General features: G+C 42.7%; 14 protein-coding genes. 11 read left to right on the forward strand and 3 right to left on the reverse strand.

The window, feature by feature from the left end:
• Positions 1-158: 158 nt before the first annotated feature.
• On the forward strand, positions 159-2,951 hold the full coding sequence (dnaB, locus tag ACM0OZ_RS35105; RefSeq protein ID WP_414587456.1) for a replicative DNA helicase: 2,793 nt from the start codon (positions 159-161) through the stop codon (positions 2,949-2,951).
• 118 nt (positions 2,952-3,069) lie between these two features.
• On the opposite strand, the gene ACM0OZ_RS35110 is transcribed toward dnaB, so the two are convergent.
• Together ACM0OZ_RS35110 and ACM0OZ_RS35115 are read right to left on the reverse strand one after the other, a co-directional pair.
• On the reverse strand, positions 3,070-3,594 hold the full coding sequence (locus ACM0OZ_RS35110) for an FKBP-type peptidyl-prolyl cis-trans isomerase (RefSeq protein ID WP_414587457.1): 525 nt from the start codon (positions 3,592-3,594) through the stop codon (positions 3,070-3,072).
• A gap of 76 nt (positions 3,595-3,670) precedes the next feature.
• The gene (locus tag ACM0OZ_RS35115; RefSeq protein ID WP_414587458.1) at positions 3,671-3,994 is read right to left on the reverse strand and encodes a phasin family protein; all 324 of its coding nucleotides are present in this window, start codon (positions 3,992-3,994) and stop codon (positions 3,671-3,673) included.
• 131 nt (positions 3,995-4,125) lie between these two features.
• Between ACM0OZ_RS35115 and ACM0OZ_RS35120 the strand changes: the two genes are divergently transcribed.
• Together ACM0OZ_RS35120 and ACM0OZ_RS35125 are read left to right on the forward strand one after the other, a co-directional pair.
• Entirely contained in the window at positions 4,126-4,434 is a 309-nt protein-coding gene (locus tag ACM0OZ_RS35120) for a TIGR03792 family protein (RefSeq protein WP_096563428.1), read from the forward strand.
• Positions 4,435-4,582: 148 nt separating this feature from the next.
• Entirely contained in the window at positions 4,583-5,278 is a 696-nt protein-coding gene (locus ACM0OZ_RS35125) for a Uma2 family endonuclease (protein WP_414587459.1), read from the forward strand.
• An 84-nt stretch (positions 5,279-5,362) separates the two neighbouring features.
• On the opposite strand, the gene ACM0OZ_RS35130 is transcribed toward ACM0OZ_RS35125, so the two are convergent.
• Positions 5,363-5,908 (reverse strand): hypothetical protein, encoded by a 546-nt coding sequence (locus ACM0OZ_RS35130; protein WP_414587460.1) that lies wholly within the window; start codon positions 5,906-5,908, stop codon positions 5,363-5,365.
• A gap of 615 nt (positions 5,909-6,523) precedes the next feature.
• Between ACM0OZ_RS35130 and ACM0OZ_RS35135 the strand changes: the two genes are divergently transcribed.
• The 8 genes from ACM0OZ_RS35135 (at position 6,524) to ACM0OZ_RS35170 (ending at position 13,728) form a co-directional block, all read left to right on the forward strand.
• On the forward strand, positions 6,524-10,261 hold the full coding sequence (locus ACM0OZ_RS35135) for a HEAT repeat domain-containing protein (protein WP_414587462.1): 3,738 nt from the start codon (positions 6,524-6,526) through the stop codon (positions 10,259-10,261).
• Positions 10,262-10,380: 119 nt separating this feature from the next.
• Positions 10,381-10,599: a type II toxin-antitoxin system HicB family antitoxin gene (locus ACM0OZ_RS35140; protein ID WP_414587463.1), complete on the forward strand. Its 219-nt coding sequence runs from the start codon at positions 10,381-10,383 to the stop codon at positions 10,597-10,599.
• A gap of 77 nt (positions 10,600-10,676) precedes the next feature.
• Positions 10,677-10,907, forward strand: coding sequence for a type II toxin-antitoxin system HicA family toxin (locus ACM0OZ_RS35145; protein WP_414587464.1), 231 nt, complete (start codon positions 10,677-10,679; stop codon positions 10,905-10,907).
• Positions 10,904-11,128, forward strand: coding sequence for a type II toxin-antitoxin system HicB family antitoxin (locus ACM0OZ_RS35150; RefSeq protein WP_414587465.1), 225 nt, complete (start codon positions 10,904-10,906; stop codon positions 11,126-11,128). Before ACM0OZ_RS35145 ends, ACM0OZ_RS35150 begins: the two co-directional genes overlap by 4 nt.
• A gap of 460 nt (positions 11,129-11,588) precedes the next feature.
• On the forward strand, positions 11,589-11,843 hold the full coding sequence (locus ACM0OZ_RS35155; protein ID WP_414587467.1) for a hypothetical protein: 255 nt from the start codon (positions 11,589-11,591) through the stop codon (positions 11,841-11,843).
• Positions 11,844-11,852: 9 nt separating this feature from the next.
• Positions 11,853-12,308 carry an HNH endonuclease gene (locus tag ACM0OZ_RS35160; RefSeq protein ID WP_414587468.1) on the forward strand — a complete coding sequence of 152 codons (456 nt, stop codon included), beginning with the start codon at positions 11,853-11,855 and terminating at the stop codon, positions 12,306-12,308.
• Positions 12,309-12,546: 238 nt separating this feature from the next.
• A complete protein-coding gene (locus ACM0OZ_RS35165; protein WP_414587469.1) occupies positions 12,547-13,023 on the forward strand; it encodes a hypothetical protein in 477 nt (158 codons plus the stop codon).
• A gap of 318 nt (positions 13,024-13,341) precedes the next feature.
• On the forward strand, positions 13,342-13,728 hold the full coding sequence (locus ACM0OZ_RS35170; RefSeq protein ID WP_414587470.1) for a hypothetical protein: 387 nt from the start codon (positions 13,342-13,344) through the stop codon (positions 13,726-13,728).
• The last annotated feature ends 209 nt before the right edge of the window (positions 13,729-13,937 follow it).

The following is a 13,937-nucleotide window of genomic DNA, read 5'->3' on the forward strand; positions in this document are numbered from 1 at the left end:
TACTCTCCTTAACGCACCCTACTTCTTCAAGACTCACTTTCAAATTAGTTATAAATCTTAATGGTGTAAAGACGCTTCAAACGACACACATATTGGAAATGTAGATTTTGGTCTATAAGGGTAATAGTTGAACCCTAATCTAAAATCTAAATTCATTTATGTCTGAAGAACTAAACTTTCAAGGTAATGGTATGGATCGCCTCCCTCCTCAAAACATTGAGGCGGAAGAAGCGATATTGGGGGGAATTTTGCTAGATCCGGAAGCGATCAGCAGAGTGAACGATCGCCTGATTCCAGAAGCTTTTTACATTAACGCTCATAAAGATATCTATCAAGCAGCGCAACGTCTACACAGTCAAGGTAAGCCCACAGATTTGCTTGCGGTGATAAATTGGCTAAACGACCACGATTTGCTCACGCGTGTTGGCGGTAGAAATAAATTAGCAACACTAGTAGACCGCACAGTATCAGCCGTCAACATCGACGCTTTAGCCGAGTTGGTGATGGAAAAATACCTGCGGCGTCGGTTAATCAAAGCTGGTAATGAAATAGTGCATTTGGGCTACCAGACAGAAACCGAATTACCAATAGTTTTAGACCAAGCAGAACAAAAAGTGTTCAACGTCACTCAAGAACGCCCTCAAGTTGGTCTGGTGCACATTTCTAACACCCTAATTAATACTTTTCAAGATATTGAAACTCGCAATGAAGGTGTCGCCTTACCAGGTATTCCCTGCGGGTTTTACGATTTAGATGCAATGACTAACGGTTTTCAGCGTTCTGATTTGATTATTGTTGCTGGTCGTCCATCAATGGGAAAATGTATAGCACATAACACAGAAATTCTTCTCGCAGATGGTTCCATTTCTACTATTGAAGAAATTTATCATCGTCGTCATGCAGACCTACTAACCTTAACAGACGATTGGAAATTAGAGATTGCTCAACCATCTGCATTTGTCGATGACGGTATCAAACCAGTTTTAGGCGTTACAACTCGACTGGGGCGATATGTTGAAACGACCATGACTCATCCTTATTTGACTCTTGATGGATGGCGTCCAGTTTCAGATCTGAAAGTAGGTGATAAAATTGCTGTACCTCGCAGAATAAATGTATTTGGTACAAAAAAAATTCGTGAATGTGAAGTCAAACTACTTGCCTACTTTATAGGAGATGGTTGTTTGACAGACATAACAGCTGAATTGACAAATATAAACCCTTTGATTCAGGAAGATTTCCAAAATGCTGTTATCAGCTTTTCTCCTCAACTGAAAGTTTGCAATTCTCGCCCTGAGCGTTCCTCAATACTGTATGCTGGTATGTGTCAAGAGGAAAAAAACCCTTTGATTGAGTGGCTAGAGAATCAGGCGCTATGGAGCAAAAAAGCTGAGGAAAAAATAATTCCTGCTTGTATCTTTCAACTAGAGCGATCGCAAGTTTCTTTATTCCTCAATCGCCTCTTTGCCACAGATGGTTGGGCTACGGTGCTTGCAAGTGATCAGGTACAATTAGGCTATTGCACTGTTAGCGAGAAACTGGCAAGACAGGTACAACATCTGCTGCTGAGATTTGGCATCATTGCAACTTTGAACAAGCGATCTGTTAAATACAAAAACACTTCTAGACACGCTTGGCAACTAGATATTACTGATACCGAATCTCTTCAAACTTTTCTCTCAGAAATTGGGATTTTTGGCAAAGAAACCGCTTTATTACAAGTACAAGCAGCTTTAATTAATAAGAGGTACCAAACTCATTATGCTGACTTTTCACGTTATGTGGAAAAAGCAACGCAAAACCTAACCCCCCAACCCCCTGACCCTAATCCCCACGACCTGGGGGCCCCGAGTTCCCTAAAAGGGAAGGGGGAGAATTCAAAGCCTCTCTCCTTCCAGGAGAGAGGTTTGGAGAGAGGTTTTTCAGATCCTGTGAAAAGTAAGACTAATTATGATTTCATTCCAGTAGAAACATCCCAGGAGATAACAGCAGCCAAAGATGAAGAACCGTGGACAGTTTTAGCACGTAGGGCTGGAATCAAAGCACACACAAATATTCATGTGGATAAACAAGCTTTATCACAAGAACGTTTTTTAATGGCAAATACATTAGAAGATTTATCCTTACAACCATTAGCCACAGGGGAAGTCTATTGGGATGAAATCGTTTCTATAGAATCAGTGGGATACAAACAAGTGTATGACTTGACAATTCCAGTAACCCACAATTTTGTTGCCAATGATATTTGCGTTCACAACACCGCTTTTTGTTTGAATATCGCTCATAATATTGCATCTTCATATAAATTACCAGTTGCTGTTTTCAGCTTGGAAATGTCAAAAGAACAACTGGTACAGCGGCTGTTGGCGAGCGAAGCGGGAATTGAAAGTGGTTATTTGCGGAGTGGACGCATCAGTCAAACTCAATGGGAACCTTTAAGCCGTGCTATTAGTACGCTCGAAGAATTGCCAATTTATATTGACGATACGCCGAATATTACAGTCACAGAAATGCGGAGTCAGGCGCGGCGCTTGCAAGCGGAATTGGGTACAGAACTGGGACTAATAATTATAGATTACTTGCAATTGATGGAAGGAGCGGGCGATAATCGCGTACAAGAATTATCAAAAATTACCAGAAGTCTCAAAAGTTTAGCGCGTGAATTATCTGTCCCACTGATTGCTCTATCTCAGTTGAGTCGAGGAGTAGAAGCACGGACTAACAAGCGTCCCATGTTATCCGATTTAAGAGAAAGTGGAAGTATCGAACAGGACGCGGATTTAGTGTTAATGCTGTATAGAGATGATTACTATAACAGCGACAGCCCTGAAAGAGGAATTGCCGAGGTGATCGTAGCGAAACATCGTAATGGTCCAACAGGCAATATTAAACTCTTGTTTGACCCACAATTTACCAAATTTAAAAATTTACTCAAACCGAACAATTATTGAAACTGAGTGAACAACAAGAATCCCGACTTCTTTAAGAAGTCGGGATTCTGAGGGTTTCAATTTATGCGCTTAGCGCAGGCACTTTCACACAAATCAAGTAGGATTGCTCTATTAGCTATCACTTGACTCCGAGCAATTCCACATCAAAGTTTAGAGTAGCGTTAGGTGGAATGACACCACCAGCACCACGAGCGCCATAACCTAACTCTGGGGGTATAATTAACTGACGACGACCGCCTACTTTCATAGTACTCAGTCCTTCGTCCCAGCCTTTGATGACTTGTCCGACACCGAGTTTAAACTGGAAGGGCTGTTTGCGATCGCGTGAACTATCGAACTTGGTACCGTTTTCCAGAGTACCAGTGTAGTGAACCTCAACTGTTTGTCCAGTTTTCGGAGTCGCCCCAGTCCCCTCTTTTAACTCAATATACTTAAGTCCAGAGGGCGTGGTGATGGCATTAGCTTCAGACATAGTTTTGCTCGCAATTAGGGTATTGTTTTCTTGTACCTGGATGGGTGCTGGAGTCGTTGCGGTCAGCTGGGTAGCAACGGCGATATCCTGTTTGTTATCGCCAATTTGCGCCAACACTAAAACCAAAACACAAACCAGCATGAAGCCGATGCTGAGTAAAATCGCTTTCAAAATCAGTCCTCTCTACTTAGTAGTCTAGGAATGAGATTACCACTAGGACAAAACTTAGTGTAAATCAGACGACGCCCTAACGCCAAAGCTTATTTTCTAAATCGCGTACTTGACGCTCTAATCGGTCAATTCTACCGCGCAATTCATCCACTTCCGACTGACGAGCCACCCCTAAATCCTGCAACATATTTCGCATTTGTCGTTGCACATTGCCTTCCCAGCTTCCCTGCTCCGACTTTAACTGCTGTACCATATCATCCATAACTGCTTTGGCTTGCTCGGGATCAAGCTTGCCATCCTTAACAAGTTGGTCGCTTACTTCCCGCACTTTGTCTGCAACTACTGACGTTGTGCCAATACCAAGCATTAATAACTGCTTCATCCAGTTGTTGTTGTCCATAATCCCTTTCTATCACTTTTTTCAAATCAGATGACTGTTTTTCATAAATCTATCCTATACACCCATCGTGGAAGGATAATTAATATAGACTACAACTCTATTTTGACAAACGCACACAGGAAATAAAAAGTGTGATAATCGAACTACTTAAGGCGAAAGTTCCGCCCGAACAAAGAGAAAAATATATCCAAAAAGATGCGGAAATTTGGACAGCGGCGCTGGCTAAACATCCAGGATTTCTTGGTAAAGAAGTTTGGATCAATCCGAATGACCCCACAGAAGTGGTTTTGGTAATTCACTGGGCGACGAAAGAGGATTGGAAAGCGATACCCCAAGCCGAATTAGAGGCTATTGAGCGCAAGTTCACTGCAGCGATGGGAAAATCCTACCCCATTGTGGAGTCAGGCGAGTATCAAGTCCGGAAATTTCCACAGAAGTAGCGTTGTTGAAGGGATGAGGGGGATGAGGGGGATGAGGGGGATGAGGGGGATGAGGTTAAGATGTATGAACGCAACTTCGTATCAACAAAATTGATTCTTTGAAGTTTAATTCAGTGTAATTTTGATAAGTTTTCGGGGAAAACCAGTCATGTTATTTAACCTGCCAAGGTACTTGCCCTCTGCTGAAGAACTACCCGACTCTGACGATACCCCTGTGGATAACGAATTGCAAGAATTGATACCAGGCTTGCTCAAGGCGATATTGCTAATCCTATGGGCAGAGCGCATGGACTGGTTTTTTGGCATAGATATGGGTATTTATTATCACCCCGATAAACCTCCTATCGTGCCAGATGGATTTTTGAGCTTAGGGGTAGAACGTATATATGATGAAGAGTTGCGCCCCAGTTATGTGCTGTGGGACGAAAACGTTGTCCCTATTTTGGTACTAGAAGTTGTTTCCCAAAATTATCGCAAAGAATATAGCACTAAAAAAGAAGAATATGCAGCGTTAGGTGTATTGTATTACGTGGTTTACTCTTCTCGCCGTCGTCGCAAACCGCGTTTAGAAGTGCATCGGTTAGTTGATGGTGAGTATGAATTACAAGAGGAAAACCCTGTTTGGTTACCGGAAGTTGGCTTAGGAATTGGTTGCCAACGAGGAACTTATGGAGGAGTGACGCGGGAATGGCTTTATTGGTACGATGAGCAAGGCAAACGTTACCCCACACCAGAAGAACGTGTTAGAGCAGCAGAACAACGCATTCAAGCAGCAGAACAACGCGCACAAACATTAGCAGAGAAATTGCGCGAGTTAGGGATAGATCCAGACACTCTTGGTTAAAGGAAGCGCGTTCCTAAAATATTTATAAAATATTTAACGTAAAACTATCTTAGGAAGCGATGCTCCTTTATGTAAAGCTAGACGTTATAACTGCGCCAGCAGGCGATCGACAATTTTTTGATACTGAGTGAGCAGTTTGATTGCTCGCCACGCAATTTTTGGGCAAATATTACGTTCTGCCATCTGTTTGAGGGAGGCGATTAGAATAGCAGTATCTTTTTGAAGTTGAAGCACGGTTGGTTGGTCAATGACCTCTTCCTGTTGCATCTCTTGTGGAGAGATTTGGGCTTTTGGTGTGTCAATTTTTTTTTGCATTGTTCCACCTCCTATAGTTAGAAAGGTTTCAGAACGGTTTTCCTTGTCGGGAGAAGAACCGTCATCTTGAACTCTATCCCACGGTAGCAACAGCAAGTGTCTCAGCCTTGCTATCAACATGAGTGCATCTTGAGCAGTAGGGATATTAATGTAGATTAAGCCAAAACTGATGGGAGCATACACAGCAAAAGATATGGTTTGATTAGACGCAAACATTTGAATTTCTATATCCTCAGCATAGTCGTTGAGGACAAGGGTATATTCATGCTGTTGCAACCAATTCTCCCAATTCTCATGTAGTACCGATTGAGCCATATTAGTCCAATCAATTAAAATCACTGCCTCTCCTTGCAAAGATTATTGTTAGACCAACAAAGCTCCGTCATGAATGAGACTTGTACTATGAGCAGTACAACTCATGATGGAGAACTAACTCTAGAACCTTAGTGATGTAGAGAACACATTTTATAACGCTCAGGCTTGTATTTATACTGAATTGTAAGGTATTTAAAGTATCTGAACGTTAATTCATTAAGAATAATAAAAAAAGAATATGAGGATTTTCTGAAGATCCTCAGGATTTTTTTCTTGAACAACAAGATTCCCGACTTCTTCAAGAAGTCGGGAATCTGAGTCTTTGGTATAGACAATGCACAACGATAATAATTTGTCAATATATAGATATAGGATGTGATATCATGTCCGTTTAATTACTTACAATTCCCAAATTTACCCCACCCGCCTAACGGCACCCTCCCCGATGCCTTGGGGAGGGTTGGGGAGGGGTCTTTTTATTATAAGTGTTTAATCGGACATGATATGAATCATCGCATTCCTCTGAGTGTGATATTTTTGAAATCACCCTGAAATCAGGAAACATAATTTGGGCGGATGTATATACTTGTAGTCAAAAGCTCAGGAAAAGCGCGTATGATAGTTGAATGGTTCACTACCTGGGTAGCTACAAAAGCAGTTGGATTTCTTGTCAAGACTATTATCAGCGAAGATTTTGTCAAAGATTTAGTCAAGGACTATGCCAAAGATTTTTTCAAGCATATCTTTAATAATCTTGCAACCGCGCCCTTTCAGCAAGAACCACTTCAAAAAGCTGTGATTATGGCGCTGACAGAATTTTTGCAACTCATGCAGCAGCAGTTAAAGGTTCGTTGCAAACTGTCTGAAGCTGAAATTAAAGAGTATACGACAGATATCAATAAATTTATCCGCGATCGCTCGGTTAAGGAAATTCTTGGTCAAGCTTTTGATATTAGTTGTGATTCTCTAGAGGCGAAAACTCTGGAAGATAGCTGGCGAAGGCTTCATTTAAAACCTTTACCACCTAAGTTTAACTGGCAAACACTGACAGAGCAGTATTTCACACAAGTTCAAGAAATTCTCTTCGAGTCAGAGGAGTTACGTTATATCCTGGAATTGCAAAAGTTAAACAATATTGAAAAAAACACTAAAGAAATTGCTGGTATTGTACCCGATTTTAACTTAATTAAATATCAAGAAGCCATTCGCGAACGCTACAATAATTTAAAATTAGATAGTTTAGATACGAGCGGTTACGCCTATAACGAATTGCGGTTATGGCGAATCTTTATCCCTCAAAATGTGCGGGAAGTTCACCAAGTTTTACCACACGTTCACGAACTGCCTAAAGAACATCTCCGACAACTGCGAGAAAGGAACGAACTAGAAGCAGAAGAAATTGCACTAGAAGAGTTAGAGCGTCACAAGCGAGTTTATTTTGAACAGCAAGTACGTTCAGTTAAAGATATTGTTGAGGATAAGCAGAATTATAAATATCTTGTCATTTTGGGCGATCCTGGTTCAGGTAAATCTACATTGTTGCAATATCTGGCGTTAGATTGGGTAGAACAAACTCTTGATCAGCTTGAGAAGAAAAATCATCTGCCAATTCCGTTACTCATTGAATTACGCGCCTATATGCGGCGACGGGAGGACAAAGAATGTAATAATTTTCTGGAATTCTTCCATAAATGTAGCGGTGCGATCGCTCACCTCAATCAGCATCAATTGCAGGAACAACTCAAGGCTGGTAACGCTTTGGTGATGTTTGATGGTTTGGATGAAGTTTTTGACCCTGGTAGGCGAGAAGATGTCATTACAGATATTCATCGCTTCACCAATGACTATCCCAATGTGCAGGTGATTGTGACTTCTCGCGTTATTGGCTACAAACCGCAACGCCTGCGAGATGCTGAGTTTAAGCATTTCATGCTGCAAGATTTGGAACCAGAACAAATTCAGGATTTTATCAACCGTTGGCATTCTGACACTTTTACAGATAAGGTTGATGGAGAGAGAAAAAAAGAGCGACTGCAAAGAGCAATTGACACATCAAAATCGATAGCAGAACTTGCAGGAAATCCCTTGCTGCTGACAATGATGGCAATTTTGAATCGTAACCAAGAACTGCCAAGAGATAGAGCCGAACTTTACAATCAAGCATCGCGGGTGCTGCTGCATCAATGGGATGTAGAACGTGCTTTGATAGAAGATAAGAGGTTAGACCCCAAAACGATAGATTATAAAGATAAGCAAGCGATGCTGCGTCAAGTTGCTTACCATATGCAAACCAGTGAAAAAGGTTTGGCAGGCAATTTGATAAGTGCGAATGATTTAGAAAGAATTTTGACTGAGTATTTAAAAAGCATAGAAGTTGATAAAGCCAGAGAAGCTGCGAAGCTGATGATAAATCAACTGCGGACTCGCAACTTTATGTTATGTTTCCTGGGTGCAGATTACTATGCCTTTGTCCATCGGACGTTTTTAGAGTATTTCTGTGCTTGGGAGTTTGTTTGGCAGTTTAAAGAATCGCGTACCCTGGAAATTGAAGAACTTAAGAGAGAAGTTTTTGGTAAACACTGGCGTGATGAAACTTGGCATGAAGTCTTGCGGTTGATTGCAGGAATGATTGAGCCAAAATTTGTTGGCGAAATTCTTGATTATTTAATGGCGCAGAATGGTGAGGCGGAGAAATTTAGCAACTTGTTTTTAGCGGCTAAGTGTCTTTCGGATGTAAGGAATAGGACGGTAATTGCAAAAACTGCTCAGCAATTACTGAACCGCTTTAAAGACTTAACCAAATACGACTTAAATTACTATTACATACCCTATCAAGATGAAGAAGAGACAAAACTAGTTCAGGAAATTCGCACCCAAGCGATCGCACCAGTTGCAACGGCTTGGAAAGATGACCCCGCTACCCTCGCCTGGCTCAAAGAACGCGCCACTGCTGATGATAATTCGTATGTGCGAGGTGCAGGAGTCCAAGCATTAGCCAGCAACTACAAAGATGACGCCGCTACCCTCCCCTTCCTCAAAGAACGCGCCACTGCTGATAATGATTCGGATGTGCGACGTGCAGCAGTCCAAGCATTAGCCAGCAACTTCAAAGATGACAAAGATACCCTCCCCTGGCTCAAAGAACGCGCCACTGCTGATGATGATTCGGATGTGCGACGTGCAGCAGTCCAAGCATTAGCCAGCAACTTCAAAGATGACGCCGCAACCCTCGCCATCCTCAAAGAACGCGCCACTGCTGATGATGATTCGGGTGTGCGATATGCAGCAGTCCAAGCATTAGCCACCAACTTCAAAGATGACAAAGATACCCTCCCCATCCTCAAAGAACGCGTTACTGCTGATCATAATTGGCGTGTGCGAGGTGCAGCAGTCCAAGCATTAGCCAGCAACTACAAAGATGACGCCGATACTTTAGCCTTCCTTAGAGAACGCGCCACTGCTGATCATAATTGGCGTGTGCGACGTGTAGCAGTCCAAGCATTACCCAAGAACTACAAAGATGACGCCGATACTTTAGCCTTCCTCAAAGAACGCGTTACTGCTGATGATTCGTCTGTGCGAGGTGCAGCAGTTCAAGCTTTAGCCAGCAACTACAAAGATGACGCCGCTACCCTCGCCTGGCTCAAAGAACGCGTTACTGCTGATGATTCGTCTGTGCGAGGTGCAGTAGTTCAAGCATTAGCTAGCAACTACAAAGATGACGCCGAGACTTTAGCCATCCTCAAAGACCGCGCCACTGCTGATGATGATTCGGGTATACGATATGCAGCAGTCCAAGCATTAGCCAGCAACTACAAAGATGACGCTGATACTTTAGCCATCCTCAAAGACCGCGCCACTGCTGATGATGATTCGGGTGTACGATATGCAGCAGTCCAAGCATTAGCCAGCAACTACAAAGATGACGCTGATACTTCAGCCATCCTCAAAGACCGCGCCACTGCTGATGATGATTGGGATGTGCGAGGTGCAGCAGTCCAAGCATTAGCCAACAACTACAAAGATGACGCCGCTACCCTAGCCTGGCTCGAAGGTCGCGCCACTGCTGATGATCATTTGGATGTGCAATATGCAGCGTTACGAGAATTAGCTAAGGGGTTCAAAGATGAGCCTGGGATGTTTGAATTGTTCTACAACTGCGCTCTCAATGACCCCTTTGAGCATGAGGAAAACCATGAAACCAATCCTCGACGCATTGCACTTGAGATAATTGTCAAACAACATCCTCACCGTCCCCAAACTTTACCACTACTGCGCGACAGAGCGGAGAATGACCCCGATGAGCAAGTGCGGGAGTTTGCTCAGAAGAAGTTGGCAGAATTAGAGAAGTAAAACAACCTCACCCCCATCCCCTCTCCTTACTAAGGAGAGGGGTGCCCGAAGGGCAGGGTGAGGTGAAACGAAAATGATAAGTCATATCAGAATTTGATATTCAATATATATGAATAAATATGAAATATACAATCGTTATTCAATGGTCTGACGAAGATGATTGTTTTGTTGTCAGTTTTCCTGAATGGGGAGAGTTTTGCCATACTCACGGCGAGACTTACGAAGAAGCTCTCAAAAATGCTCAAGAAGTACTAGAGATGTTAATTGAAACATCTTTAGAAAACGGCGAACCTCTACCAGAACCTCAAACGTTAGGAAAGTCATTGAAAGTGGCATAAAATCATTTTTTTCATCAGAGGTTGAGATAATGGGAAGAATAAGAAGAGGTGAGCAAGTGAGAATGTAAGCTGAGTATATGCCCAAAAAAATCAGAGAACTCAAAAGCTTGTTGTTGCAAGCTGGATTTACTTATAAACCTGAGAAAGGTAGCCATAGTAAATGGATACATCCAAAATTATCTAAAGCTATTATCATTTCTGGCAAAGATGGTAGTGATGCCAAAATATATTTAGAAAAGCAAGTAAGTCAAGCACTTGCAGAACTAAAGAAAATGGAAGAAGAGCAGACAGAGGAGACAGAAGAATGAAATATACAATCGTTATTCAATGGTCAGAAGAAGACCAATGTTATGTAGTTTTCTTGCCTGAGTTTACTGATGTCATGCAGCCTTGCACCCACGGAGACACCTACGAAGAAGCTCTCAAGAATGCTCAAGAAGTGATAGAAATGTTAATTGAGACATCTTTAGAAAATGGTGAACCTCTGCCAGAACCTCAAACGCTAGCAAAATCCTGGAAAGTAGCATAGAAGTACAGTCACAAACCCCACCCTAAAGGGCTGGGGCTTGGAAGAGGAGGATTCACCAACCTTTTAACCCAAGACTAAAACAGTGTCTAGCTTAGGGTACGAACCCAGACTGAACTATCTGAGCGTGGTAGCTCACAAGATGTTACTGGATGCCTCCCTAGTCTGTAACCTCTCTTTACCGTCAGTAGCGTTCGCGAAGCGTGCCCGAAGGGCTTAGGGATCTATACACACGGGCTTATCGCCACTTGTTATGCGTACAGGTAAAAAACACGAGTCTGTAACTGTCCGGACGAAAGGTGAATACAAAACATCGAACGTAGTTAGTACATCCAAGGCGGTAACAAGCATTCTCTGAGTGGTGACAGTTTTCACCACTCATCCCAAAACCAAAAATAAAGCCGTCCTACAAGGACGGGGTTTCTACCCAAATTTTCGATGAGCAATAAAGAGGGACACGCTGATGAATACACCTACCCAAACAACAAAAGTTTACGACGAAATCATTGACTTTATTGCTGCTGGAACCACTCCCGAAAGCGTCGTCAATTTTCAACTTTCAGATTCAGCAAAAGACCGTTTAGAAGACCTAGTGTATAAACACAAAATGGGGGAACTCACGCCAGAGGAAAAGCGGGAATTAGACCATTTCCTGACGCTAGAGCATATAATGCGGCTAGCAAAAGCACGGGCTTATAAGTATATTAGTGCTGAGTAAGTATTCACAATGTCTCGTCCTTACGTTAATTCAGAACTTCGGCGTTTAGTTGCAGCCCGTGCTGACTACCTGTGTGAGTACTGCCTTATTCTAGAAATAGAAGCACCATCGGGTTGTCAAGTTGACCATATAATTAGCGTCAAACACGGTGGAGCCACAACAGAGGATAATCTCTGCTACGCCTGTGTTTTCTGCAACCTTCAAAAAGGAACTGATTTGGGATCAATTAATTGGCGCACTGGGGAACTCGTCCGGTTCTTCAACCCACGTAGAGATTTTTGGGGAGAACACTTTCGGCTAGAGGGCGCTGTAATTCAACCGTTGACAGATATTGGAGAAGTTACTGCACGCATTCTAGATTTTAACAATAATGAGCGTATTCCGGAACGGCAAGCCCTGATAGAAGCTGGTAAGTATCCATCTCCATCGGCGTTACGACGCATGATATTATGTTCGGCTAATTAGTTATGATTCCCACGTTAACTGCACCCCACCCCTTTATCCCCTCCCCGCTTGCGGGGAGGGGAGCCTAAGCGCAGATGATTGCGGGGTGGGGTTCTTCAGGAATGATAAGTAATCAACCGAACCTGATATGACAAAGTAAAAATTGAATTATCAAGTTGTGTAATTTGATTAACCAGTGGGAATCCTAAAAGTAGCAGTCATTGCTACTTAACTAGTAGAATCTCAAGGTAATTATACGATGGCATACCAAAATATCACCGCTTCCCTTTCCCCCGAAGATATGCAACAAATCAAAGCAGCGTTGCAAACAATTCAAAAAAAGCTACCTTTCCTCATTACCTTAAGTACCGAGGAACGGCGCAGGTTATTTAAAATGGGCGACAAAAGTTTAGCCTTTGTCAACAATAGCCTCACGGCTGCTCAATCTAACCCCGATATTTTACCAGCAAGTTTTGACATCCAGGAATTTGTCCGGGATTATCAATTAGCCGCTACACTCACCGAACTTTTGATTGCACTGCGGCAACTGAGCGAACAGGTAGATGATACCTTATTGACTGTGGGTAGTGAAGCCATGAGCAGTAGTTTAACGGTTTATGACTACGTGAAAACAGCCGCTAAAAAGACCCCTGGTTTAAAAAGCGTTGCTGAACAATTAGGCGATCGCTTTAAAGCCATCAGAAACAAACCTGTCAAACCTGCTTCTGAGTCTTAAGATTTGCAAAACGAGGTGTTTTTTTTCGTCCATGAGTGTTTGGAACTCGTCAGCGAGTGTTTATAACTCGTGGACGAGTGTTTAGAACTCGTGGGCGAGTATTTATGACTCGTGAATGAGTGTTTATGACTCGTGAATGAGTGTTTATGACTCGTGGACGAGTGTTTATGACTCGTGGACGAGTGTTTGGAACTCGTGAATGAGTTTTTATGACTCGCTCACGAGTGTTCGAGCTTTGTTAATGAATATTGAAAACTCGTAGATGAGTATTTTGTACCCAATGTTGTGAGTGAATGGCTAAAATCAAGATGTTTGCTCATGAACGCTCAAGCTGTGGACACTGCAACTTGCTCTCGTTGTCATCAACCCGTGAATTCCCAAGCTGTCACCTGTCCTCATTGTGGTAACCAGTTGAAAGCTTATGGACATCCTGGGATTCCCTTACACCGCGCCACTGGGAAGGAATATCTCTGTGACACCTGCACTTACCACGCTGATGATACTTGCAATTTTCCCCAACGTCCTTTTGCTAAAGAATGCATTCTCTACCAAAATATCGAAGAGAGTAAGCAAGAGTTGCAGCAGCAGCGTTACGCTAGCAGCTTTGGTGCAACTGTCAGAAGTTGGATGAGACGCAATCAGGCGTTGGTTTTGCTGCTGGTTCTATTATTTGTATGTTTAATGATTGCTTTGTCTACAACTTAAAAGAATTATAGGACTCCTCCGCAGATTTTTGAACTACACGTAAGGTGGGCAGTGCGAACGCAAAACCCGGATGTAGTGGGCAAAATAAGGTAAGCACTGCCCACCCTACAATACTTGTTTTCGTGGAAGAGGACTAATATCATGTTCGGATAATCTCCTAAGAAACACATTCGGTAGCAGCAGATTGAGCAACTAAATCAAAGCCCAAA

The sequence above is a fragment of the Scytonema sp. PCC 10023 genome (genome assembly GCF_963920835.1).
Classification (GTDB): Bacteria; Cyanobacteriota; Cyanobacteriia; order Cyanobacteriales; family Nostocaceae; genus Kalymmatonema.